The organism is Corynebacterium sp. HMSC055G02 (assembly GCF_001809065.1).
Taxonomy (GTDB): Bacteria; Actinomycetota; Actinomycetes; order Mycobacteriales; family Mycobacteriaceae; genus Corynebacterium; species Corynebacterium jeikeium_D.
Window position 1 is genome coordinate 229,430 of sequence record NZ_KV795672.1, and the last position, 21,100, is coordinate 250,529.

Annotated in this window: 17 protein-coding genes, 1 tRNA gene, 1 other RNA gene and 1 pseudogene; 6 read left to right on the forward strand and 14 right to left on the reverse strand. The window is 60.1% G+C overall.

Translation table 11 applies throughout. The features are described from left to right. Positions 1-27 precede the first annotated feature (27 nt). The 3 genes from HMPREF2547_RS09580 to HMPREF2547_RS09590 form a co-directional block, all read right to left on the reverse strand. On the reverse strand, positions 28-2,241 hold the full coding sequence (locus HMPREF2547_RS09580) for a hypothetical protein (RefSeq protein WP_049189592.1): 2,214 nt from the start codon (positions 2,239-2,241) through the stop codon (positions 28-30). A 98-nt stretch (positions 2,242-2,339) separates the two neighbouring features. Next, positions 2,340-5,522, reverse strand: coding sequence for a bifunctional [glutamine synthetase] adenylyltransferase/[glutamine synthetase]-adenylyl-L-tyrosine phosphorylase (locus HMPREF2547_RS09585; RefSeq protein ID WP_049189593.1), 3,183 nt, complete (start codon positions 5,520-5,522; stop codon positions 2,340-2,342). A 61-nt stretch (positions 5,523-5,583) separates the two neighbouring features. Next, positions 5,584-6,924: a glutamine synthetase family protein gene (locus HMPREF2547_RS09590; protein WP_005511085.1), complete on the reverse strand. Its 1,341-nt coding sequence runs from the start codon at positions 6,922-6,924 to the stop codon at positions 5,584-5,586. Positions 6,925-7,064: 140 nt separating this feature from the next. Between HMPREF2547_RS09590 and panB the strand changes: the two genes are divergently transcribed. Both panB and HMPREF2547_RS09600 read left to right on the forward strand, forming a co-directional pair. Beyond that, entirely contained in the window at positions 7,065-7,874 is an 810-nt protein-coding gene (gene panB, locus HMPREF2547_RS09595) for a 3-methyl-2-oxobutanoate hydroxymethyltransferase (protein WP_224783789.1), read from the forward strand. Positions 7,875-7,904: 30 nt separating this feature from the next. Further along, complete coding sequence (locus HMPREF2547_RS09600; RefSeq protein ID WP_070605670.1) at positions 7,905-9,725, forward strand: CYTH and CHAD domain-containing protein; 1,821 nt, start codon at positions 7,905-7,907, stop codon at positions 9,723-9,725. Between the two features lie 12 nt (positions 9,726-9,737). Here HMPREF2547_RS09600 and HMPREF2547_RS09605 read toward each other — a convergent pair whose 3' ends face one another. After that, entirely contained in the window at positions 9,738-9,941 is a 204-nt protein-coding gene (locus HMPREF2547_RS09605; RefSeq protein ID WP_016423068.1) for an SPOR domain-containing protein, read from the reverse strand. Positions 9,942-10,204: 263 nt separating this feature from the next. Between HMPREF2547_RS09605 and HMPREF2547_RS09610 the strand changes: the two genes are divergently transcribed. Then, on the forward strand, positions 10,205-11,368 hold the full coding sequence (locus HMPREF2547_RS09610; protein WP_049170173.1) for a galactokinase family protein: 1,164 nt from the start codon (positions 10,205-10,207) through the stop codon (positions 11,366-11,368). Positions 11,369-11,379: 11 nt separating this feature from the next. On the opposite strand, the gene rnpB is transcribed toward HMPREF2547_RS09610, so the two are convergent. The 5 genes and pseudogenes from rnpB to cobC form a co-directional block, all read right to left on the reverse strand. Further along, positions 11,380-11,844, reverse strand: an RNA gene (gene rnpB / locus HMPREF2547_RS09615) — RNase P RNA component class A. A 59-nt stretch (positions 11,845-11,903) separates the two neighbouring features. Continuing rightward, positions 11,904-12,569, reverse strand: a pseudogene (locus tag HMPREF2547_RS09620) (histidine phosphatase family protein); the annotation flags it as partial. A 24-nt stretch (positions 12,570-12,593) separates the two neighbouring features. Continuing rightward, complete coding sequence (locus HMPREF2547_RS09625; RefSeq protein ID WP_016423071.1) at positions 12,594-13,337, reverse strand: zinc ribbon domain-containing protein; 744 nt, start codon at positions 13,335-13,337, stop codon at positions 12,594-12,596. Positions 13,338-13,342: 5 nt separating this feature from the next. Then, entirely contained in the window at positions 13,343-14,530 is a 1,188-nt protein-coding gene (locus HMPREF2547_RS09630) for a Nif3-like dinuclear metal center hexameric protein (RefSeq protein ID WP_049192886.1), read from the reverse strand. Positions 14,531-14,599: 69 nt separating this feature from the next. Next, positions 14,600-15,733, reverse strand: coding sequence for an aminotransferase class I/II-fold pyridoxal phosphate-dependent enzyme (cobC, locus tag HMPREF2547_RS09635; protein WP_070595654.1), 1,134 nt, complete (start codon positions 15,731-15,733; stop codon positions 14,600-14,602). 35 nt (positions 15,734-15,768) lie between these two features. Here cobC and HMPREF2547_RS09640 point away from each other — a divergent pair, with 35 nt between their 5' ends. Further along, a complete protein-coding gene (locus tag HMPREF2547_RS09640) occupies positions 15,769-16,449 on the forward strand; it encodes an HAD hydrolase-like protein (RefSeq protein ID WP_049192884.1) in 681 nt (226 codons plus the stop codon). 68 nt (positions 16,450-16,517) lie between these two features. After that, entirely contained in the window at positions 16,518-17,021 is a 504-nt protein-coding gene (locus tag HMPREF2547_RS09645; protein ID WP_369707166.1) for a low molecular weight protein-tyrosine-phosphatase, read from the forward strand. Here the strand turns inward: HMPREF2547_RS09645 and HMPREF2547_RS09650 are convergent. Continuing rightward, positions 17,018-17,599 carry a GtrA family protein gene (locus tag HMPREF2547_RS09650; RefSeq protein WP_042388795.1) on the reverse strand — a complete coding sequence of 194 codons (582 nt, stop codon included), beginning with the start codon at positions 17,597-17,599 and terminating at the stop codon, positions 17,018-17,020. The two genes, HMPREF2547_RS09645 and HMPREF2547_RS09650, sit on opposite strands and share 4 nt — an antisense overlap. A 136-nt stretch (positions 17,600-17,735) precedes the next feature. On the opposite strand from HMPREF2547_RS09650, the gene HMPREF2547_RS09655 reads away from it, so the two are divergent. Next, entirely contained in the window at positions 17,736-18,722 is a 987-nt protein-coding gene (locus HMPREF2547_RS09655) for an SURF1 family cytochrome oxidase biogenesis protein (protein WP_049170162.1), read from the forward strand. Here HMPREF2547_RS09655 and HMPREF2547_RS09660 read toward each other — a convergent pair. The 4 genes from HMPREF2547_RS09660 to HMPREF2547_RS09675 all read right to left on the reverse strand — a co-directional run bounded on the left by HMPREF2547_RS09660 (position 18,719) and on the right by HMPREF2547_RS09675 (position 21,027). Further along, the gene (locus HMPREF2547_RS09660; RefSeq protein WP_370548588.1) at positions 18,719-19,672 is read right to left on the reverse strand and encodes a cobalamin biosynthesis protein; all 954 of its coding nucleotides are present in this window, start codon (positions 19,670-19,672) and stop codon (positions 18,719-18,721) included. The genes HMPREF2547_RS09655 and HMPREF2547_RS09660 overlap by 4 nt on opposite strands. Before the next feature lie 7 nt (positions 19,673-19,679). After that, on the reverse strand, positions 19,680-20,285 hold the full coding sequence (locus HMPREF2547_RS09665; RefSeq protein WP_141698021.1) for a zinc metalloprotease: 606 nt from the start codon (positions 20,283-20,285) through the stop codon (positions 19,680-19,682). Between the two features lie 72 nt (positions 20,286-20,357). Then, a tRNA-Val gene (locus HMPREF2547_RS09670) sits at positions 20,358-20,429 on the reverse strand. A gap of 187 nt (positions 20,430-20,616) precedes the next feature. Further along, on the reverse strand, positions 20,617-21,027 hold the full coding sequence (locus tag HMPREF2547_RS09675; RefSeq protein WP_005511050.1) for a DUF3052 domain-containing protein: 411 nt from the start codon (positions 21,025-21,027) through the stop codon (positions 20,617-20,619). Between the last annotated feature and the right edge of the window lie 73 nt (positions 21,028-21,100).

The window sequence follows — 21,100 nt, forward strand, 5'->3', positions numbered from 1 at the left end:
ACTACAGGAAGTCGAGAGACGGAGCGGCTAGAACAGCGAAAGCTGCTCTGGTCCTTCCAGTCCCTCCGAGTCATCCGAGTCCTCCGATCGCCCAGAGGAGTCTGCGCGGCCGCTATCCGCCGTGCGTTCGCTGCCATCGGTCTGAGCACCATGGGAAGCGCGCTCACCGGTGTCAGTTTCGGAGGCTGCGTTCTCCGGGACGTCGTCAAGCGAAGGCGTTGATGCTACGGCCTCACGCTCATACATTTCCTGCAGCTTCTCGGTCTTGGTAATGCGGACTAGCTCGGCGTAGATGACCAGCTTCATAGAACTATTGACCAGTGGCCCCAGCTGGGAAAACAGGACATCGACGTCGCCGTCAACCGCGAGGCAAGCGCGACGCAGGCTCTCCTCGGAAATAATCCAGCGAGAAGTTTCCGCGCAGGTTTCGCGGTCGCCGATGAAGTCCAACGCGAGGGCAACCTGGTTGCTGGCGACGCCATCCAATGTGGCAGCCAGGCGCTCGTTAGGTGCGGCATCCTTGAACAGGCGGGCAATCTGGACTGCCTCCGCCGTCGGCACCTGGCCAGCGGCATACTCAGCGATGAGTTCGGCCATGCGCTGAGCACCGACGTGCTGATCAGTCAGCCAGATGTCGTGCAAGGCATACATGATGGCCATGGCTTGCCAGGAGGCGTGCCCATGATAGAGAATACCCAAGATGCCGGCCTGCTCCAGCAGCCAACCGACCATCGCTTCCCCATCGGCGCCATTGCGAGCGCAGAGGTTGTCGACATTCCAAGCCATATGCCCTTCGACGCAGCAGCCATAGAACTTCTGATCTTCCTCCAGCTGCGCGGCCAGTGACACTACTTCACGCGCGGCATACGGGTAGCCGTAGGCAAGGGTGGCATGCGACAGATCATCGACGCCCATGGTCACCCACGGAAACTCGCCGTGCCACGGACCGCGACCAACGAGGAAGCCCGCCGCGAGATACGCCCATCGGGTCGAGGCATCAGCGTTGTACCAGTACTGCAGTGCGCGCGGCGTCGGATGCCCGCTGTCAGCGTGAATCAATCCCGCGTTGACCAGCATCTCCACAATCCAGGGCGCCGCGAAAGCACTCGCCCCTATTGACGCTGCGAAGTCCTGAATCCACAGCAGGCTCGATTCCTCATACATGTGCAACGGGTCCTTCAGACGTCCGTCGCCGCTGCCCGCAGCATCCATAAACGCCGAAGCAAACGCCACCGCAGCCACCGAAGCTTCGGTCAATTCCTTTGACTCCAGCGTTGCCGGGAAAGACTCCGTCGGATGCGGCTTACGAATCGACCACATGTCGCCCTTGAGCGCCAACGCGACTGCGCCCACCAGGCGGGCAACCACTGTCGATTCGTTGCGTGCTTCCGATTCTTGCTCAAATGTCGGCATCGCCGGTTCTTCTAGCACAGTCAGCAGCAGACGCTCTTCGGCCCAGCGCACCGCGTCGGCACGTAGTTCAGACCACATATAGGAGGGCAAGTACTTCTCGTCGGTTGCCATCCAGCGCAGCTCATTGCGAATATCCACCGGAGCTGTCATCACCAGAGCCCGCACCTTCACCGGATCGCAGAGGAAGCCTGCAATGAGCTCCACCTGGCGAGCCTGCACATTCCGCACCGTTAAATCGCTGGCGTTCAGGGCTCGCGGTGTGCCCTCTCCCGGCGCGTTATCCGGCTCCAGCCCCATGCGCTCCATACGGCGACTCAGCACATCCGCTGGCATATTCGCCACTAAGTCGGCGACGCGGAAGCTAAGGCTCGGTTCCGCCGGGAACACCTCCGAAATATGTGGCGGCACATGCCACACGCCCGCCGGTTCCTCCCACACGAGCCCCTGGCGCTGGCCACGGCGTAGCACATGCTCAAGCTGCTGCTTGCCGACGCGACGACGCTTGCGGTCAACGCCCTTCGGCGTATCGTGCGCCATCACGTCCGCATCCGATGCCCAATAGGCCACTTCTGTGAGGGTATCCAGCGATGCGGAATCCTCCAGAATATGAACCAAGTGGGCCACATCGAGAACATCGGGATCACAAAAAGACAGCGCCGTATGCGCTGAATCCTGTGACATCAGCAATTCCACCGCCTCTTGCCCAGCAGCTGAGGTATCAGCGGCTGGGCACGTGCGGCTCAATAAAAAACGCAGGTCAGTGCCATCGAGGTTGAGAATGAAATCCTCATACCTAGGGCGTACCGAGTAATCGACGTTGCGTTCCATAGCCCACCATTATGCCCGGTCGCCGTGCTAAGACAAAGGCTGCACCCCGCTGCCACATATTGAGCCTCGCAGCGAGGTGCGGCAGACCTCTGCCCGGCCTACTCGTGGTCGGGGTTCTCCTCACCCCAAAACACACGATTGACGACACGGCTGGAGTGACGAGTCAGACGCAAATAGTGCTCAATAAAACCGTTGGAATCCGATGCCTCCCACCCCGCCGCACCGGCGACCTGAGTCAGCTGACGCCCCGGCTGGGGCAGCTGATCCGTGCGCTTACCACGGGTGAGCACCAGCGCATTGCGAGCATTCGTCGCCATCAGCCAGGCATCCCGAAGTGCGTCGGTATCCTCCGCATCTAGAATTCCGCGGTCTTTCAGCACTTCCAGACACTCCAGCGTCGACGTGTTGTGCAACTCCGGCACCTCGTGGGCATGCAGCATGATTAGCAGCTGCACAGTCCATTCGATATCGGTCAGTGCACCGGAACCGAGTTTGGTGTGGGTACGGCGATCGGCTCCGCGAGGCAGTCGCTCGGAATCAACACGCGCTTTCATACGACGGACATCGCGGACCATCTTGGCATCAGCTCCGCCCTGTGGGTACCTCAGCGGATCGATGGCCTTAAGGAAGCGGGTGCCCAGGTCTTTGTCGCCGGCAATCCAGGTAGCCCGTAGCAGTGCCTGAATCTCCCAGGTTTCACCCCAGCGCTCGTAGTAGGTCACATAGGAATCCAGGGTCCTGACAATCGGGCCCGAGCGTCCTTCTGGGCGCAGGTCCACGTCGACCTCCAATGGCGGGTCCTGGCTTGGCTTTGCCAGCCGACGACGCAACGAGTCACAAATCCTGGTTGCCCACTTGACCGCCTCGGAATCGTCGACAAGCGGCGCTCCATCGGCGTCCTTGCGGGGTTCACAGATGAACATCACGTCGGCATCGGAGCCGTAGCCCAGTTCAGCACCGCCGAGTCGCCCCATACCGATTACGGAGATAATGCCCGGGACCTCCGAGTCAGGATGCTCCAGCGACCACGCACGGATTTCGGCGGCGAGGGCAGCTTCGAGTACGTTGTCCCACACCATCGACAGAGAATGACAGACCTCTTGCACATCCATCAGTCCGAAGAGATCTGCGGAGGCAATGCGCGCGAGCTCTGCACGGCGCAACGCACGTGCCACACCAATGGCCTTAGCTGGACTGTTGTGACGAGCAGCCGCTGCGACCAGCGCACGCCCGACTGCATCGGAGTCGGTATTCAGTAGCTTCGGCCCGGACGCGCCGTCGCCGAACCGTTTAATTACGTCCGGCGCACTCATAATCAGATCAGACGCGTACGGCGAAGAACCGAGCACCCGCATCAACCGCTGGCCGACGACGCCCTCATCGCGCAGCGTACGCAGGAACCACGTTTCGTCGTGGAGCTTCTCAGAGAGCTTGCGATAATTGAGCAGACCCGCGTCGGGGTCTGGCGTCGACGATAGCCACTCCATCAGCGTCGGTAGCAGCATCGCCTGAATACGCGACTTGCGCGAGGTGCCCGCCGCCAGCGCAGAAAGATGCTCGTAGGCGCGATCCGGGTACTGATAGCCCAGCGCGGCCAGCTGGCGCTTTGCCGCATCGGCCGATAGCTGCAGGGTTCCAATGTCCTGCTCCACCACGGAGTTCAGCAGTGGACGGTAGAAAAGCTTGTTGTGCAGGGAGCGGATCTGTGAGCTGGCCAGTCGAACCTGCTTGGCCAGCGGTTTGCTGGCATCGGTGCCGCCCTCACCGACGATGCCAGAGGCGCGACCGAGCCACTGAAGAGCTTCGGTGTCGTCGTCGGCAGGCAACAAATGCGTCCGCCGCATCTTTTGCAGCTGCAGGCGGTGCTCCAGCAGACGGACGAACTCGTAGGCGTTAATCAGCGCGGCACCGTCTTCGCGACCGATATAGCCAGCCTCGACAAGTGCGTCGAGTGCCATCACAGTTGGCAGCACGCGGAGGCTATCGTCATAGCGACCATGGACCAGCTGCAGCAGCTGCACCGCGAACTCGACATCACGCAGACCACCGCGACCGAGCTTGAGCTCTCGGTAGCGAAGCTCTTCGGGGACGTTTTGGACCACACGGGCGCGCATGCGTTGAACATCATCGACGAAGGATTCCCGCTGAGAGGCGGTCCACACCATCGGAGCTAGAGCATCGATGTATTCGCGGCCCAGCTCGATATCGCCTGTCATCGGCCGCGCCTTCAGTAACGCCTGGAACTCCCAGGTTTCAGCCCACCGCTTGTAGTAGGCGACGTGGGAATCCACGGTGCGTACGAGTGCACCCGACTTACCCTCCGGTCGGAGATTCGCGTCGACCTCAAAGAAGCAGTGGCAAGAAATCCGGATAAATTCGCTGGCCAAACGGGTGGCTCGGGCATCCGCCGGCTCTGCGACGAAAATGACATCCACATCGGAGATGTAGTTCAGCTCTTCCGCACCGCACTTGCCCATGGCGATTACGGCCAGGCGTGTTGAGACCGGCGACGAAGGAAAGACCTGTTGCACCGCGACAGAGAGTGCAGCCGTCAACGCCGCATCAGCCAGATCACTGAGTGCCTCCGAGACCTGACGGAATGGGACTTGTGGCTGTCCCGGACGGCGAGGGCCCCGTGGGTACGTGCCAGCCAAGTCGTAGCACGCAATACGCATAATCAAGTCGCGGTAGGCGCACTGCATCGCAACTTCGGCCTCACGGCCGGTTAGCTTCGCACGGTACAAACCGGGGCCTTCAAGCGTGGCGGGCGCAACGACGGGGTTGCGATACTCGGGATCCTCCTGCTTTTCCAGACTGGCCTCATCAGTGAGTTCGATGACCTCGGGCACAGCCCCGACGCTGGAGAGCATCTCGCGGAACATGTCTGCCTCAGTTGGAAACTCAGCTTGGAGCAGAACCCACTTTTCTGGGTGTGCAACCAGGTGATCGCCCAGTGCACTCGAGCCGCCGAGCAGCGCAAACATACGCGTACGTAGCGGCACCTGCTCGCGCATGGCTTCATCGAGACCGGACCAGGTGGCCCAGTTCTCCAGCTTTCCCTGCTGCTCCAGCTCGTCGAGAGCGCCTTTCAGCCGCACTAGCGCCATAAGCGCCAGCTTGGGGTCGCTGGCTCCGGCAAGACCCCACAACAGATGTAGGGACTCCTCGTTGTACCACCCCAAATCTTCCAGGTCAGCCCGCGTCCGATCGTCATTACGCAAGCCCAGCGCTGCGGGCCGCGGCACTGATTGGCGAGATGTGCGAGGTCGATTCATCACCATTGAAACTGGTCACCCAAAAAACAAATTAAAGACGAAAAAGGAAGGGGGCGGTACGGGGAAACTAGTAATCCAGAGTTGTGCGCAGCTCCCACTGCGTCACCTGACGCTGGAACTCGCGCCACTCGCGCCACTTATTGAGCAGGAAGAACTCGTAGACATGGTCACCGAGAGCATCGGCCACCAGATCGGAGCGTTCCATCTCCTGCAGCGCCACCTCCAGGGATGTCGGCAAATCGCGGTAGCCCATCGCACGTCGTTCCCGCTTGGTCAACTCGGAGATGTTGTCCTCTGCCTGCTCCGGAAGCTGGTAGCCCTCCTTAATTCCCTTCAAACCGGCGGCCAAAATCACCGAGTAAGCAAGATACGGGTTACAGGCCGAGTCCAAGGAACGAATTTCCACCCGGCGCGAATGTGCCTTACCCGGTGAGTACATGGGCACACGCACGAGAGCCGAGCGGTTGGCCATGCCCCATGTCGCGGACGTCGGAGCCTCATCGCCAAATGCCGTGCGCTTGTAGGAGTTGACCCACTGATTGGTCACAGCGGAAATTTCGCTGGCGTGAGTCAGAATGCCGGCAATGAAACCCTTTGCGGTGTCGGAGAGCTGGTTTTCATCATCCGGGTCGTGGAATGCATTAGTGTCCCCTTCAAAGAGGGAAATATGAGTGTGCATGCCATTGCCCGGCAAATCCTGGAAAGGTTTCGGCATGAATGTCGCCTGCACACCGTTTTTCATTGCGATCTGCTTAATGATGTAGCGGAAAGACATCACGTTATCCGCCATAGTCAGCGGATCGGCGTAGCGCAGATCGATTTCCTGCTGACCCGGCGCATTTTCGTGATGGGAGAACTCCACAGGGATTCCCATGTCTTCCAACACCGTGATCGCTTCTTGGCGAAAGCGGGGTGCGCGGTCGTAGACCGCCTGGTCAAAGTAACCGCCATTGTCCGTTGGCACCGGCGGCTTTCCATCAGTAGCCAGGCTCTCTACTAGGAAAAACTCAATCTCCGGGTGGATGAACGCGTGGAAGCCCTCGTCGGCAAGCGCCTTAATTTGGCGGCGCAGCACCTGGCGTGGATCTGCCCACGACGGCTGACCATCGGGCATGACGATGTCGCAGAACATGCGCGCGGACGTGATTGTGTCTTCTTTATGCAGACGCGGCATGACCTGGAACGTCGAAGGATCCGGTTGCGCGATAGTGTCAGCCTCGGAAACGCGGGAAAAGCCCTCCACCGCGGAGCCATCGAAACCAATGCCCTCTTCAAAGGAGCCCTCGAGCTCAGCCGGTGCGACGGCAACGGACTTCAGATACCCCAAAATATCGGTAAACCAGAGGCGGATATAACGGATATCTTGCTCTTCGATTGCGCGGAGGACGAATTCCTGCTGACTGTTCATACTTTCCAACGTTACCCAGGTGCCCGGATTCGCGGTACACATTTTGACCATCCGGCGTGGCTAGCCAACTGCCGCGCCCGTGTCATAACCGCTGCCCTCGTGGCCTCGAATTGCGGGTGACTATGGCATGCTCTATTGACATGAGCGGAAAAAAGATTCGTCTGAATAATCTGGCCGAATGGAAGGCTGAGTCTCGCCCCTGGGCAATGCTGACTTGCTACGACTACTCCACCGCGCGCGCTTTTTCCGCCGCCGGTGTCGAGCTGCTGTTGGTCGGCGACTCTGCAGCAAACGTTGTCTACGGCTACGACACCACCACCGAGATCTCGCTGGAAGAAATGATCCCGCTTGCTCGCGGTGTCGTCCGGGGCGCTGGCAACGCACTTGTGGTTGCCGATTTACCCTTCGGCACTTACGAGGCCTCCGATGAGCAGGCCGTGCTGTCCGCCGCGAAGATGATGCGCGAAACCGGCGCACACATGATCAAGATCGAAGGTGGCGTGCGTATCGCCCCGCGCATCCGTGCGCTGGTCAACGCCGGCATTCCGGTCATGGCGCACATCGGTTTCACCCCGCAGTCCGTCAACGCGCTGTCCGGTTTCAAGGTCCAGGGGCGCGGTGCGGGGGCGGACCAGCTGCGTGCCGACGCCCATGCGGTAGCCGATGCTGGTGCCGCGGCCGTGGTCCTTGAGATGGTGCCTGCGGATCTGGCCACCGAGATTACCCGCGAGCTATCCATCCCAACCTGTGGCATTGGCGCTGGTAACCAGTGCGATGGCCAGGTTCTCGTCTGGCAGGATGCCTTTGCAGTTCCGGCCGATGGCCGCAGGCCGTCGTTTAGTTCGGTGTTCGAAGAGGTCGGCGAGATGCTGACCAAGGGAGCGAAGCAGTATGTCGACCAGGTGCACTCCCGCGAGTTCCCTACTGAGGCGCAGAACTTCTCGGGTTAGCTCTTCGATTCGGGGGTAGGATTAGTGGTTATGGCATCTAAGTCTGGTTCTAAGTCCAAAACTCCAACTGCGGCGTTGGAGGTGGAATCTAAGTTCTCAGCTACCCCAGAAGTGGTAGCCCCATCGTTCGATTTCGTTCCACAGGTTGGCTCCACCACCACTGAGGTGCGAAATCTCTCCGCGATTTACCTGGACACGGCGGACCTGCGTCTGACCCGGTCCAAGCACACTCTGCGTCGCCGCACGGGCGGCCCCGATGAGGGGTGGCATCTGAAGGCGCCGGGTACCGGCGGTCGCCTCGAATATGGCGTTGGCCTGGAAGAGGGCTCTGTTAACGGTGAAGGCCGCGATGCTGACTACATCGTGCCTACCGAGTTGCTTGCCCCCGTGCGCGCAATTGTGCGCAATCACCCGCTGCAACCAATCGCGCAGGTAGACAATGAGCGCCACGTCACCACGGTGTTTGCCCTCGATGGCACGCCCATGGCGGAGTTTGCGGATGATCACGTCACGGCGACTTCCTTCCTCGATGGCGGCGAAACCACTACTTGGCGTGAGTGGGAGATTGAGCTGCTCGGGGATTGGGCAAATCACCCGGACGGTAAGGCCGTAATGGCAGCGATGTCCAAGGTCGCTGAGGTGGCTGGCGCCGTGCCGTCGGAAAGCCCTTCGAAGTTGGCGACGGCGTTGGGTGACTCCATCGACTCCGCTCCCCTGCCGCCGGTTCCAGCGAAGCTGCCGAAGGGTACTCCGGGGCGCACTGTGGTCGATGCGCTGGCCGCTAACGTGGCCAAGATGGTCGAGTACGACCCGAAGGTACGCCGCGATGAGTTTGACTCGGTGCATCAGATGCGCGTCGCCACTCGTGAGCTACGCAGTCACATGCAGACCTTCCACGGCATTGTTGTGGGCGATAAGGTCGCTGAGCTGGAGAGCAACCTCAAGCAGCTGGCGGGTGTTCTCGGCGTGGCTCGTGACGCTGAGGTCGTCGCTATGCGCTGGGAAGAACTGCTGGCCAATCGCGAAAGCGCCGCTTTGGGCGAGGAGCTGCGCGCGAACCTTGTCGAGGATGTCCAGAAGGACTACGAGCGCGCCCATCACCGCGTTATTCTCGCGCTGAATTCCGGCGAGTACCTGCAACTTCTCGACGATCTCGATGAGTTCCTCGCCAATCCGCCAATTGCCGCAAATGCGGACGAGGCCGAGGCTGGGGAAAAGAAGTCTAAGAAGAAGGATGATTCGCTTGTCGACGGCGCGGAGGCCGCAGACTCCGAGGATACGTCGGCAGCTGGTTCCGAGGTCGCGGCTGAGGCTGATACTGCCGCCGATGCAGCAGCTTCCACGACCTCAGACAAGGCCGAGCCGGAGAAGGTAGCGGCACCGAAGGAACTCGACACCACTGCGGTGCTGCTTGATCACCTGCGCAGCGCGTTTTCGAAGTTCCGTCGTCGCCACAACCTGGTACTCGATGGCCGCGAGGATGCTGACCTGCCAGAGGCAGATTTGGACGAGCGTTACCACGATGTCCGCAAGGCTGCGAAGAAGCTCCGCTACAGCGCGGAAGCTGCTCAGAACGCGGACCTGCCGACCGAGAAGCTCTACGCTGCTTGCAAGAACCTGCAGTCGGTTCTCGGTGACTTCCAGGACACCTGTACTGCGCGCGACTTCGTGCTGGCTCGCGCTAAGCGTGCCTCCCGTGCGGGCAGGGACACCTTCGGCTACGGCGTGCTTTACCAGATGGAGTACTACGACGGCCTGAAGGCCCTGGCTGAGTACGACGATGCCGTGGCAAAGGTTTTCAAGGCCTTCCGCAAGATGGAAAAGAAGATTAAGAAGGGCAAGAAGGCCTAAAGGCGTAGAGCCTTATTTTTCAGCTACTCCCCAGTCGTCATCTTCTTCATCCCAGTCGTCGGCCGCCTTGTTGCGCTCGGCGACTTTTTCCATGGCAGCGCGGGCTTCCTCTTCGGAATCGTAGGGGCCCATTCGGTCGTCCCAACCGGTTTTCTTTCCCTGAAACACCGTGCCCGTCGACGGCTGGTAGTACCACTTACTGCTGTTGTCGCTCACGATTTTTCTCCTCTTCCACATCGAGAACTTGTCGAGTTATCAAGCGGTTCTGTCACCGCCAACTCCACACATAAGCAAACTTGCAGAGAGGCAACCATTTGCCTGCCATGTGCGCTGCGGCGACATAAAATCCCAGTATATAGGTTTGTCACTGTCCCCCGACCCGGGTATTATCGACGGAATTGTTCACCTTAGAACACAAGCGTTGAACGCGAACACTGCACACCAGCACTATGAGTCCGATCTCTGGAGAGGTTTCACCCATGCCCGCCGCACCCGCTGTCGTAAACGACGTCTTCGATGCCGTCGGTTCTAATGCTTCAGTTGCATACGCCCCGGGTTCCATCAACCTGTTGGGTGAGGACTGCGCGTCCTCCGGCGGCATGCTCCTAGCCACCGCCATTCCGGCCTATGCTGCGGTCGGCATCGAGGAAATTGACGAGCAGCAGCTCGTTGTCGTGTACAAGCGCGAAACTACCAAGATGGATTTCCCGGATAGCGTCCCCGCCGCTTTTTCTCAGGTGCCGACCGCTGTCGCGGCTGCCATCGTCGCATTACAGCACTCGCTGCATCTCGTTCCGCGCAACAGCAACGGCCTGAAGGTCACCATTGCCTCCACTATCGCGCCAGGTCGCGGTTTTGGAGAGATTCCGGCAATTCAGTGTGCTCTCGCGCTGGCTCTCAATGCGCGTTTTGGCGACCGCGATGATGTGCCCACCCGCACGCGTATTGCCACCGCTATCCACGAGACCATGGTGCAGATTAAGGGACAGTCGTGGCCGCTGTACCCCTACACCACGGCGCTGCGCAGCCGCCCGGACAGCCTACTGTGCATCAACCACTCCGATGAGGCAGTCACGCAGACGGCGTTCCCGCAGTCGTTGGCGCTGACTGTCGCTTACTCCCCCGATGTCACCGGCGGTTCGCCCGACGAGGAGCGCTACGAGTTCTTCCAGCAAGCCTGCGCCGCTTTTGGCGTGCCGACTCTCGCTAGCCTCCCCGACTCACAAGAGCGGGTCGCGGACTGGGTGCGTGCTCGTCACGAGGTGCATCCGGACGACGAAGACATCCCCACCATCGGCCGTGCCATTCAGTGGCTTGACGAAGCCGACGCATCCTCCGACCGCGCCCGCGCAGTCATCGGCCACATCCGTCACAGCGATATTCAAGCAGCCATCGCAGGGGTTTCGCGCGATGTCAGTGAGCGTGGCTCCGCGCCGTCGGCAAGCTCTGTGCTGGGGCAGATTGCCGAGCTGACCGACACCATTGACTGCGAGAAGATTGCCCGTTGTGCGCCGTGCCCGGGTGCGTCGCTGGTGATGTGGTCCCACGTCGACGATGCCGATCGGATTGCCTCCGCGCTTAACGACGGCGGTTCCGAGACCATCCGTGTGGAGAACACTGCGGCCGGCGCGGTGGTCGAGTAGAAAAGCTTGTGTGAACGAGTCGGCCTATGAGCCGGATTCTGTCCCTCGGCGCTCCTTTCGGAAAGCGCCGGGTGGCGATCATCCATCTCGGTCTGCCATTGCTGACAGCCTGAAGCAGCACACCCGCGAGTATCGGACGGGCAGCCCTCAAACACTCGCGCACGCGCACGACGAAGCATGCGCGATTTTGCCTTGCTCCTGGTGGGGTTTACCTAGCCGGTGCAATCACTTGCCCCGCTGGTGCGCTCTTACCGCACCTTTTCACCCTCACCGGATCTCCACAGCTTTACGTCAAAGACATCGGCTGTGCGCCCGGCGGTCTATTTTCTGTGGCACTATTCCCGCAGGTCACCCTGGGTTGCTGTTAGCAACCACCATGCCCAGTGGAGTCCGGACTTTCCTCGACAGCGGCCTGGACACACTCTGTAAAAGAGGCGTCCGGTTCCGTTAACTGCCGCGATCACCCGGCCGGCTCGCTCGAATGGTTAGTGTACCCGCCACAACCGCAATTCAAATAACCCGCCGTGCTCGGCTGCTAACCACGCAGGTAGCTGGTGTCGTTAATCAGCCGCACTGATGTCGGCCCATCTGCGTAGAACTCCGCGATGGAGAGGCTGGCCAGGTCCAAGTGCAGGCGAGTGAAGATTTCAAAGCCGCAGCCGAGCCCCTGGCGCAGCAGCGACTTGATTGGTGTGACATGGCTGACTACCAGCACATCCGAGGCACCGAATTGTTGAGCGATGCGCTCACGCGCGGCGCTCACTCGGCTATCGACCGTGCGGAAATCCTCCCCCTCCGGTGGCGCCACGGCCGGATCCGCAAGCCAGGAACTGTGCAGCTCAGGGGTGGCGTTGTGAGCCTCGGAGAAAGTCATGCCCTCCCACTGCCCAAAGTCGGTCTCGCGCAGATCCTCTTCAACGTGGATGTCCAGCCCGAGCGCTTTGGCTGCCGCCTCTGCTGTCTGCTGTGCACGACGCTGTGGAGAGGCCACAATCGCCGAGAAACTCATGTTGCCGCTATCGGCCAACGTCGCCAGGTGACGTGCTGCCGCTTCCGCTTGCTGTCTGCCCACCTCTGTCAGGTCGGGGTTCGAACGACTTCCCGAGTACTCCCGGCGAATCGACATTGGCGACTGCCCATGGCGCAGCAGCACCAACCGCGTGGGATCCGTAGTCGCACCCGTCCAGCCCGGCGCGCTATCGCGCTTGTCTGCAGCCTGGCTCATTTACGCGCCTTTCACCGCTCCCAGCGTTTCCGCACGCACAATCATCGCGCCACATTCAGGACAAAACGTCACTTCTTCCGGCGCAAGCGTGGTGAATTCATGCACGGTTCCTACATCGAGCTCCATGAAGCAGGAACCGCAGGTGCGTCCGTTTAAGCGGGCAACGGGGATCCCATTAGCAAGCGCTAGACGACGGTAAAGCTTGGCTGCCGAACCATCAATGAGTTTGTCAGCCTCTTCGATTCGGGTCTCTGCGATGGAAATGCGCGCAATGAGGTCAACCTCGGCGTCGTTAAGCCTTTGCTTGGCGGCGACGATGTCATCGTGCGCCTCGTCGGCGTCGTATTCGTGCTCAGCGTCGACCTGATAGGCCTCCTGCATGCGCTCGTACTGCTGGAGTTCCTGTTCAGCGCGTTCGCGGCGGCGCTTGGTGGAGCGCAGGTCATGCTCGAGGTCACGGCGCGTGGATGCGTCTTCTGCGGCACCGAGCGACAGACGATCAGCCTTTTCGCGGGCTTTCAGCTTGTTGATGTCCGATTCCAGCTTGGCAATATCGCGGCCGATATCGGAGGCGCTGAGCTTGGAGCGCGCTGCCTCACTGGCCTGACGGCTGTGCTTTTTGCGCAGCTCCTGCAACTCGGCACGCTCGGGCAGAACGTTCTGGCGGGCGGTGAGCCCATCCAACAGAGTTTGGTTTTCCGCCTTTTCCAACATCGCAACTTGGATTTGTGGACTAAGCCTCATGGTCTTCACTTCCTTGCCTGTGTCGACGATTCTGCCACTGTCCAGGGATCGGTGCGCACCTCAAGGACCTCGGTCGCGACCCCGAGCCTCTCGGCCAGGATCTCTGCGGCCTGGTAGCACCAGGGGAACTCGCTGGCCCAGTGAGCCGTGTCCACCACGCAGAAGTCCGCGGTTCGCAGTGTCTCATCGACAGGATGATGCCGCAGGTCAGAGGTAACGAACGCATCGACGCCCATCTTTGCCACAGTGTCCAGGAAAGAGTCACCTGAACCAGATGCGACGGCAACCGTGCGAATCATCCGCTCCGGATCGCCTGCGCCTCGCACGCCCCATGCCGTTGCGGGCAGGCGCTCAGCCACACGGGCGACGAATTCCTTAAATGGCATCGGCGTATCCAGCGTGCCCACTCGCCCAATGCCCACAGCCTGCTGCGGATCCAAGCCGGTGGCCTGATTGTCCACGATGTCGAAGGCAGGCTCCTCATACGGATGCGCTGCAACGAGAGCCTTGACAATCGCCGCGCGCACGGACCGTGGCGCGACCATCTCCAGGCGTACTTCCTCGACATACTCAATCTGCCCCTCGGCACCGATGAAGGGATTCGCCCCGCTCAGCGGGCGGAACTGGCCGCGGCCGTTAATGCGAAACGCACAGCTGTCGTAGTCGCCGATAGTGCCCGCGCCCGCCTCAAACATGGCTTGCGCGACCTTATCGACGTGATCTGCCGGAACCTTCACTGTCCAGGTATCCAAGCCGGGAGCCGGCTGCGGAGCTAGCGGCGCACCCGGTTCAACTCCGAGAACCGTGGCCAACTGGTCGTTGACACCCGGTCGGGCGCTGTCAGCGTTGGTGTGCGCTGCAAAGAGAGCCACACCTGCCCGAATCAGCTTATGAATAATCCGACCCTTCGGTGTATCCGCCGCCACGGAATTCACACCACGCAGAAGCAGCGGATGGTGCACAACGAGCATCTGAGCACCGGAGGCAATCGCGCGATCTGCAACCTCGTCAGTGCAGTCCAGCGCCAACGCGATGCGACGCACCTCATCCTGCGGGTCACCGCAGATCAGGCCAACTTTATCCCAGCTCTCCGCCAGTGCTGGCGGGTAGGCCGCGTCCATCGCCGCACGCACGTCGGCAACGGTCACCACCGTGTTATTGCCCTCGGCACGGGTCTGCGCAGAGTCCGTCATACATCCATCCCTTCAACATGCATTTCTCTCCAGCTTCTCTTCCAGCGTAGTGAACTCTGCCCCGCCCCATCAGTTCTGCGACAGCAAATCCGATACTTCCGCAATAAGCCGCCGCACACTCGTCTCGTCCCGCACAGCCAGCCGCCACCACGAACCGTCCAAACCGGCGAAGGTGTCGCAACGCCGCACGGCTACTCCGCGCGCAGCGAGCCGCTGTCTCAGGCGCTCGTGCTTGACGACGTCAACCTCCGCAGCGCCCGGACCATCATGCGTGCTCAGGGCAACCCCCGGGCGTGCCAGCACAAAGGGAGCCTTGGAATCCAACACCTGCCAGCCGGCGGCTACTAACAGCTGTGTCATAGCCTCGCGCTGCTGACCAATCTCAGCGCGGATTTGTGGCAACAGCTCTGCCTCGCGACGCGCGATTGCCGCCATAGCGGTAAGTTGCAGCGTGCCCAGTGGCCAGTGCGGACGCAGTCGCCCCAACTGCGCCAGGAGCTCAGGGGTTCCCAGCGCGTAACCACAGCGCAGGCCTGCGATTGCCCAGGTCTTAGTCATGCTGCGGAAAACGATGACATTATCGGGGATACTGTTCGCTTCCCCCGGCCTGCAATCAGCTAGCGAGCACCGCCGAATAATCTCACCATCGGCGATGTCCATAAATGCCTCATCCACGACCAAGATCCCACAACGGCTGGCGAGCCCCCGCAGGTCATCCGCTGAATGAGCAACACCGGTGGGGTTAGTCGGATTGCCGATGATGACCATCCGACCGTCAAGCTGCTGGGAATGCGGGGAGGAGGCGTTCTCGTGGACGTCGGCAAGCGTAGGCGTGAGCGTGTACGGCGACGGTAGTACCAGCGAATCCACCCCGACTCCCGCGGCGCGGAACGCGGCTTCAGGTTCGGTGAACTGCGGCTGGACGATGGTGGCGGGCAAGCCCAGGTGCGGCAAGAGCGAAAAGCCCTCGGCGACGCCGTGAAGAAGCAGAACCTCGTCGGCGCTGCGATTGTGATTGGCGGCGATGGCGGCGCGGACGTCGGCATCGAGCTGCGCAGACGGATACGCGGCAAGTTCTCCAAGGGACGTGGCAAGCGAGTCCTGCAGCCACTGCGGTGTGGTGCCGTGAACATTGACGGCAAAGTCCAGGTCAGCGCCATGGGCGGCCTGATCGCCGTGATAGCGCAGCGGGTCGTCTAACATGCCATCCAGCCTAATGACCTTTTAGGATGAACAATATGTCCACTGGCCATCGTCCCACTGTCCTTATTGATGTCGACGGCACCATCGCCGATTCTCTCCCCGCAATCGCACATGGATTCCGCCTTGCGTTGGAGGCAATTGACCACCCACTTCCGCCCGAGAGCTTTATCAACACGATCCCAGGCCCGCCAATGGTGGAGACACTCGCATCCCTCGGGCTTTCCGACGAACAAGTCGACCGAGCCTTCGCTGTGTACATGGAGCATCAACACGCCGGTGCTTGGCAGCGTGCCGAGATGTTCCCCGGCTGGCCGGAGCTCCTGCGCGATTGGCGGGCAGCTGGTGTCCAACTAGCCACTGCGACTTCCAAGGGCGACTACTTCGCCCGTAAAACCTTGGACAATTTCGGGCTTCTCGACGCCTTTGACTTCATCGGCGCCGCCAGCGACGACGGCTCACGACAGACAAAGACCGAGGTCATTGAGTACACGCTCAAGGAGTTGGGCATTGAAACCGATGAAGCAGTGCGTCCGCACGGTTCGGTCGTAATGGTTGGCGATCGCATCCATGATTTTGAGGGCGCCGCACAGTTCGGCATCCCCGCCATCGCTGTTAAATGGGGCTACGGCTCGGAATCTGAGTGGGCATCGGCAGCGGCGGTGGCGTCGTCGCCTGGGGACCTGAATCGTGTTGTGCGGGAAATGTTGTATCTTTAAGACTCGTCAACGATTAGTGACAATCCTATTTTTATTTTCCGAGAAGTTTGGTTTTGCCTATTATGCTTATGAACTCGTCGCATCGTACTGAGTCCGTGTACGTCGTGTTTGTCTGCTCCGGAAATATCTGCCGCTCCCCCATGGCTGAAATCATCGTCCGTGACGCGGTTGAAGCCAATGCGCTTGCCGACGATGTCCTGCTCGCCTCCTGCGGAATCGGCGGCTGGCATGTCGGCGAACCCGCCGACGAGCGAGCGCAAGCCGAGCTGGAAAATGCTGGCTACGATCCGAACCACACCGCGGCACAGCTGGGCGATGAGCACATGGATGCAACGCTTTTCATCGCCATGGATGAATCGCACATCAATGGTCTACTCCACGCTGGCGTGCCAAAAGAGAAGATTCGCCTGATGCGTTCCTTCGACCCGGCATCCCCGAAGGGGGCCGTCGTGGCTGATCCTTACTACGGAGGTCCGGAGGGATTCGTCCGCACTCGAAACGAAATTGAGGCCGCGACGCCGGGAATCATCGCATGGTTGCGTGAGACTCTGGCGCTGGCCTCTGAGCGTTAAGGTTTCAAAACAACCTTTTCTTTTGTTTTGCTGGCATTGCCCCGGTTTCGAAACGCCCAAATCTTATTCAAGATGAAGTTAGCGGGCGTACCCAAGATGACGCCGATGAGGTTTGCCCAGTAGAGGCGGTTTCTAAAGCCGGTGGAGTCGTCGAAAATATCCACCGGCAGTGCCAGTGGCGAGGTGGGGTTAGTCAGCAGCGTGATGACAACCAGGTTCACAATCAGTGCTGAGATACCTGCAAATAAAAACGGGAAGAACTGTCTAAACCAGTTCGGGCGATTGTCAGTTCGGAAGGTCCAGGACCGGTTGAGCTGGAAGTTCCAGATGTTAGCCACGACAAACGCCAGAGTTGCATAGACGTGGGAGTAACGGATATTCCACCGCGTTCCGAACAAGTTCATAAACACGTCGTGCTCATTGGTGCCCAGACTGAGGCCCAACTTGCGGGCAATAATCACGACAATCAGGTTGACAACCACACCTGTGCCGCCGACCAGGCCGAACTTGATGAACTGGCGCGAGACTGTGCTGAAGCGGCGTGAAGGCGAAGATTTCGCTGTTTGCGTGCCCACCACGACACCTCTCTTTCCATCTATCCCCGGGTAGATTCCCCGTCAAATACGCTCAAATAACTTTACCCGAAGTTCACTCAATCTCCGCACCGCCAATCACCTGCCGCTCTAGTGCCATCCACACCACCGGGTAAGCTCAATGAATGTGTTTAAGAATGTGCGCCAGTTTCTGACCCCTGGATGGGTTCTCACTGCCATTGTCGCCATTGCGTTTTCCTATCTCGCATTTACTGTTCTGGCTCCGTGGCAGTTGGGTAAGAACACCGCGACGCAGCATCGCAATCAGCAGCTTGAGCACTCATTCGAGCTCGACCCCGTAGATGTCAATGAGCTAATGCCCAAGGGCAAAGGGTTCGTCGAGGGCAACGAATGGCGTCGCGTTACCGCCACCGGGTCCTTCCTACCGGATACCCGCGTGCTATTGCGTAACCGCCCGGTCAATGGAGCCCCCGCCGTCCAGGTACTCGATGTCTTCGTCGCTAACAATGGCGAAAACTACCTGGTCAACCGCGGCTTTGTACGCCCGACAGACTCCAGCACCCCCAATGTTGAGCCAGCCCCGAAGGGCACCTTGACTATCTCGGCCTTTACCCGCCGAAACGAGATTCCCGCCGAGACCGCCCCAATCCCCGGCACCCCGCCGCAGGTCTACGGAATCAACACCAAGGAAGTGTCCGAGCTAGTCGACACCGAACTCAACCCCGATTGGCTTCAGCTCTCGGACAAATCCGATGCCGTCATCGAGGCCATTCCACTGCCCACTCTGGAGTCCGGCCCCTACCTCTCCTACGGCATTCAGTGGATTTTCTTCGGCGCTCTCGTGCCGCTGGCCGTCGTCTGGTTCATTCGTGCTGAAATCGTCGAGCGCAGACGAGACCGCGCGGAGCAAGAGGAGATGGCTAAGAACCTCCGCGATGCCGAAGCCGCGGAACCAGTAGATGACGCTGATGACTCTGAGGACGCAACACCCGAATCGGACGATGCCACCACTCCCACTCCTCCGCAGGCTAAGTCCGAAGAGGATCGCGCCGCCGAGCTGCACCGCCAGCGCATGGCGCAACGCTACGGCAACACTGGCCACCGCGCCGCAGGTTACCGCGACAACCGATACGACGAACGCTTCTAGCTCGCAGCTCGCGCCTTCGCGTGCCGGACGCATCCGGCCACAACCACAGCTCCCGCACAGCTGAGCGCAACAATATTTTGTACTCGCTTGCTCAGCTCAGCCGCACGCCGAACATCTGCCACCGCAGGTCTCCGACCACTGCCGAGTACCGGGCGCATCTCCACTCCACTGGGATACACCGTCGCGCCGCCCAGCTGCAGCCCCAGCGCGCCTGCAGCGCTTGCCTCCACGACGCCTGCGTTCGGACTTGGGTGGTTGCTGGCGTCTCGTCGCCACGCTGCCAATGCTTGACGACGGTCCGGACCTGCAACCACAGTTGCGATAGCTGTAAGTCTCGCGGGGAGGAACCCGGCGACGTCGTCAAGCCGTGCACTAGCCCACCCGAACTGGCGATAGCGAGCGTTGCGGTACCCCACCATCGCGTCGAGGGTATTGGCCGCTCGATGAGCGACCACACCAGGAGCTCCTGCAATGGCACCCCACATGAGGGTGCCGGTGACGGCGTCGGAGGTATTCTCGGCGAGCGATTCGACGGTGGCTCGGGCGATGCCATCAGCGTCGAGAGCTTTCGGATCACGCGAGCACAGCCACGGCACTAGCGCACGAGCGGCATCGATGTCACCGGAGGTGAGTCGGTCGGCCATGCGTTCACCAGTGCGGCGAAGAGTGGTGCCGCCAAGCGACACCCACGTGACAGCAGCCAGCGTGAGGCTCGGAGCGACTGTGCTGGCCGCAGCGGTTAGCGCTACCGGTGTGGCCACTGCGATGGTGGTGAAAGCTACACCGCACCCTTTGGAGTCGGCGTAGATTCGGCGCTCAAGCTTGCTGACAGCCTGCCCGTAGAGGGCCACCGGATGGTGATTGGTGGGATCTGCGAAAATGCGGTCAAGTGCATACCCCACAGCGATAGCTGCACCGCGCCGCCAGAGTTGTCGGCTCCTGGCTTTTATACGCAATTTAATCGAACTGTCCCTGCAGAACGGCTACGACATCGAGCGGAGTGACATGTGCTGCCGGATGACGGTGCGAAGATGCAGCCATCAAGGTGTAATCACAGGTGTGCCGGATACCGAGTAGGTGCCCAAACTCGTGTGCAAGCGTGCTGCGAATTGCATCAGGATAGAGTGTGGAAGTAACGAAAACCGTCATTTCTTTACTAATTTCCGATGCAGAAGCCAAAACGTGCGAGTTCGGCTTAGGCACGTAGCGAACGCTCACGGTATCCGAATCAGCTTTGTCTTTGGTCACTTCCCGGAGCACGACCTTGCCACCGAGCTTTTCATTCCACTCTTGGGCAGCAGCGTCCAGCTGCGCGCGGTACGGAAAGTCTGGAGCAACAACGTAGTCCAGGGTGCCGTCGGCAAGGTAGGAAGGCATCTTGTCGGAGAGATGGAGAATCGATGGATCCTCCACCGGCTCGCCTGCATTTGCGGCTTTGACCATTGCCTTACAGGTGGCAGCGTCGATTACTGGTTTACCGTCTCCTCCAATTGCGTAGGCCTGTGGGCCCGCAAGTAGAGATCCGGCAACAATGATGGTTACTAGCGATTTGGTAAAACGCACAGACCGGGAGTTTAGCACAAACAAAAATCCGCCCGGTTTCTCCATTACAAGAATCCGGGCGGATTATGTCTGTGCGGCGAGAGGGTTTCGAACCCCCGACCGCTGGTGTGTAAAACCAGAGCTCTACCGCTGAGCTATCGCCGCGCTGCTGCGAAACTTTAACACACGGCAAACATAGATTGCCAATTGCGCACTACACACAGCGTTTATGCAGATTATTTAAGCAGACTTTCTCAACGACGACAGCCCGCCTCACGGCAGCCCTACCCAGCAACAGCTCAGCTAGTGGCCAAATTTAGCTGATTAGCTAAAGCCAATCAGCTAGAACCGGCTAGCTAGAGCGCTGCACCAGGCAATTGCCCTGCCAATCCCCCAGACGAAGCGCCGAGGTGTTGGAGAAACCTGCCAGCTGTGCGGACTCATCAATCACACCAGGATCAATGGCACCCGGCTGACCAGCGCCTGGCGTGAGCAACCAAACGCGGCCTTCATCCTCCAAAGGGCGGGAAGCATCCACAAGACCATCGACCAAGTCGCCGTCTTCTTCACGCCACCACAGCAATACGACGTCGACAACCTCATCCGTGTCTTCGTCGAGCAGGTCTGCATCCAGGAAATTCTCGACCGACTCACTGATTGCTGAGTCACAGTCTGTATCCCAGCCAACCTCCTGGACTAGCTGACCTTCCTTGATGCCGAGCCTGCTCGCATATTCATGAGCAGCGCCTGTGGCGTTGACCACTTCCCTTTTCCTCCTCTAGAAAAAATATTCAGCTCGATTTTTCGAGCTATGTGGGGAAATTTTACCGCTCAAA

What these genes read in the sequence shown, in the direction of transcription:
- HMPREF2547_RS09585 (WP_049189593.1), bottom strand. Translation starts at nt 5,522, where the DNA reads ATGGTGATGAATCGACCTCGCACATCTCGCCAATCAGTGCCGCGGCCC.
- HMPREF2547_RS09580 (WP_049189592.1), bottom strand. Translation starts at nt 2,241, where the DNA reads ATGGAACGCAACGTCGATTACTCGGTACGCCCTAGGTATGAGGATTTC.
- HMPREF2547_RS09645 (WP_369707166.1), top strand. Translation starts at nt 16,518, where the DNA reads ATGAACTCGTCGCATCGTACTGAGTCCGTGTACGTCGTGTTTGTCTGC.
- HMPREF2547_RS09590 (WP_005511085.1), bottom strand. Translation starts at nt 6,924, where the DNA reads ATGAACAGTCAGCAGGAATTCGTCCTCCGCGCAATCGAAGAGCAAGAT.
- HMPREF2547_RS09600 (WP_070605670.1), top strand. Translation starts at nt 7,905, where the DNA reads ATGGCATCTAAGTCTGGTTCTAAGTCCAAAACTCCAACTGCGGCGTTG.
- HMPREF2547_RS09625 (WP_016423071.1), bottom strand. Translation starts at nt 13,337, where the DNA reads ATGAGGCTTAGTCCACAAATCCAAGTTGCGATGTTGGAAAAGGCGGAA.
- cobC (WP_070595654.1), bottom strand. Translation starts at nt 15,733, where the DNA reads ATGTTAGACGACCCGCTGCGCTATCACGGCGATCAGGCCGCCCATGGC.
- HMPREF2547_RS09640 (WP_049192884.1), top strand. Translation starts at nt 15,769, where the DNA reads ATGTCCACTGGCCATCGTCCCACTGTCCTTATTGATGTCGACGGCACC.
- HMPREF2547_RS09610 (WP_049170173.1), top strand. Translation starts at nt 10,205, where the DNA reads ATGCCCGCCGCACCCGCTGTCGTAAACGACGTCTTCGATGCCGTCGGT.
- panB (WP_224783789.1), top strand. Translation starts at nt 7,065, where the DNA reads ATGAGCGGAAAAAAGATTCGTCTGAATAATCTGGCCGAATGGAAGGCT.
- HMPREF2547_RS09655 (WP_049170162.1), top strand. Translation starts at nt 17,736, where the DNA reads ATGAATGTGTTTAAGAATGTGCGCCAGTTTCTGACCCCTGGATGGGTT.
- HMPREF2547_RS09630 (WP_049192886.1), bottom strand. Translation starts at nt 14,530, where the DNA reads ATGACGGACTCTGCGCAGACCCGTGCCGAGGGCAATAACACGGTGGTG.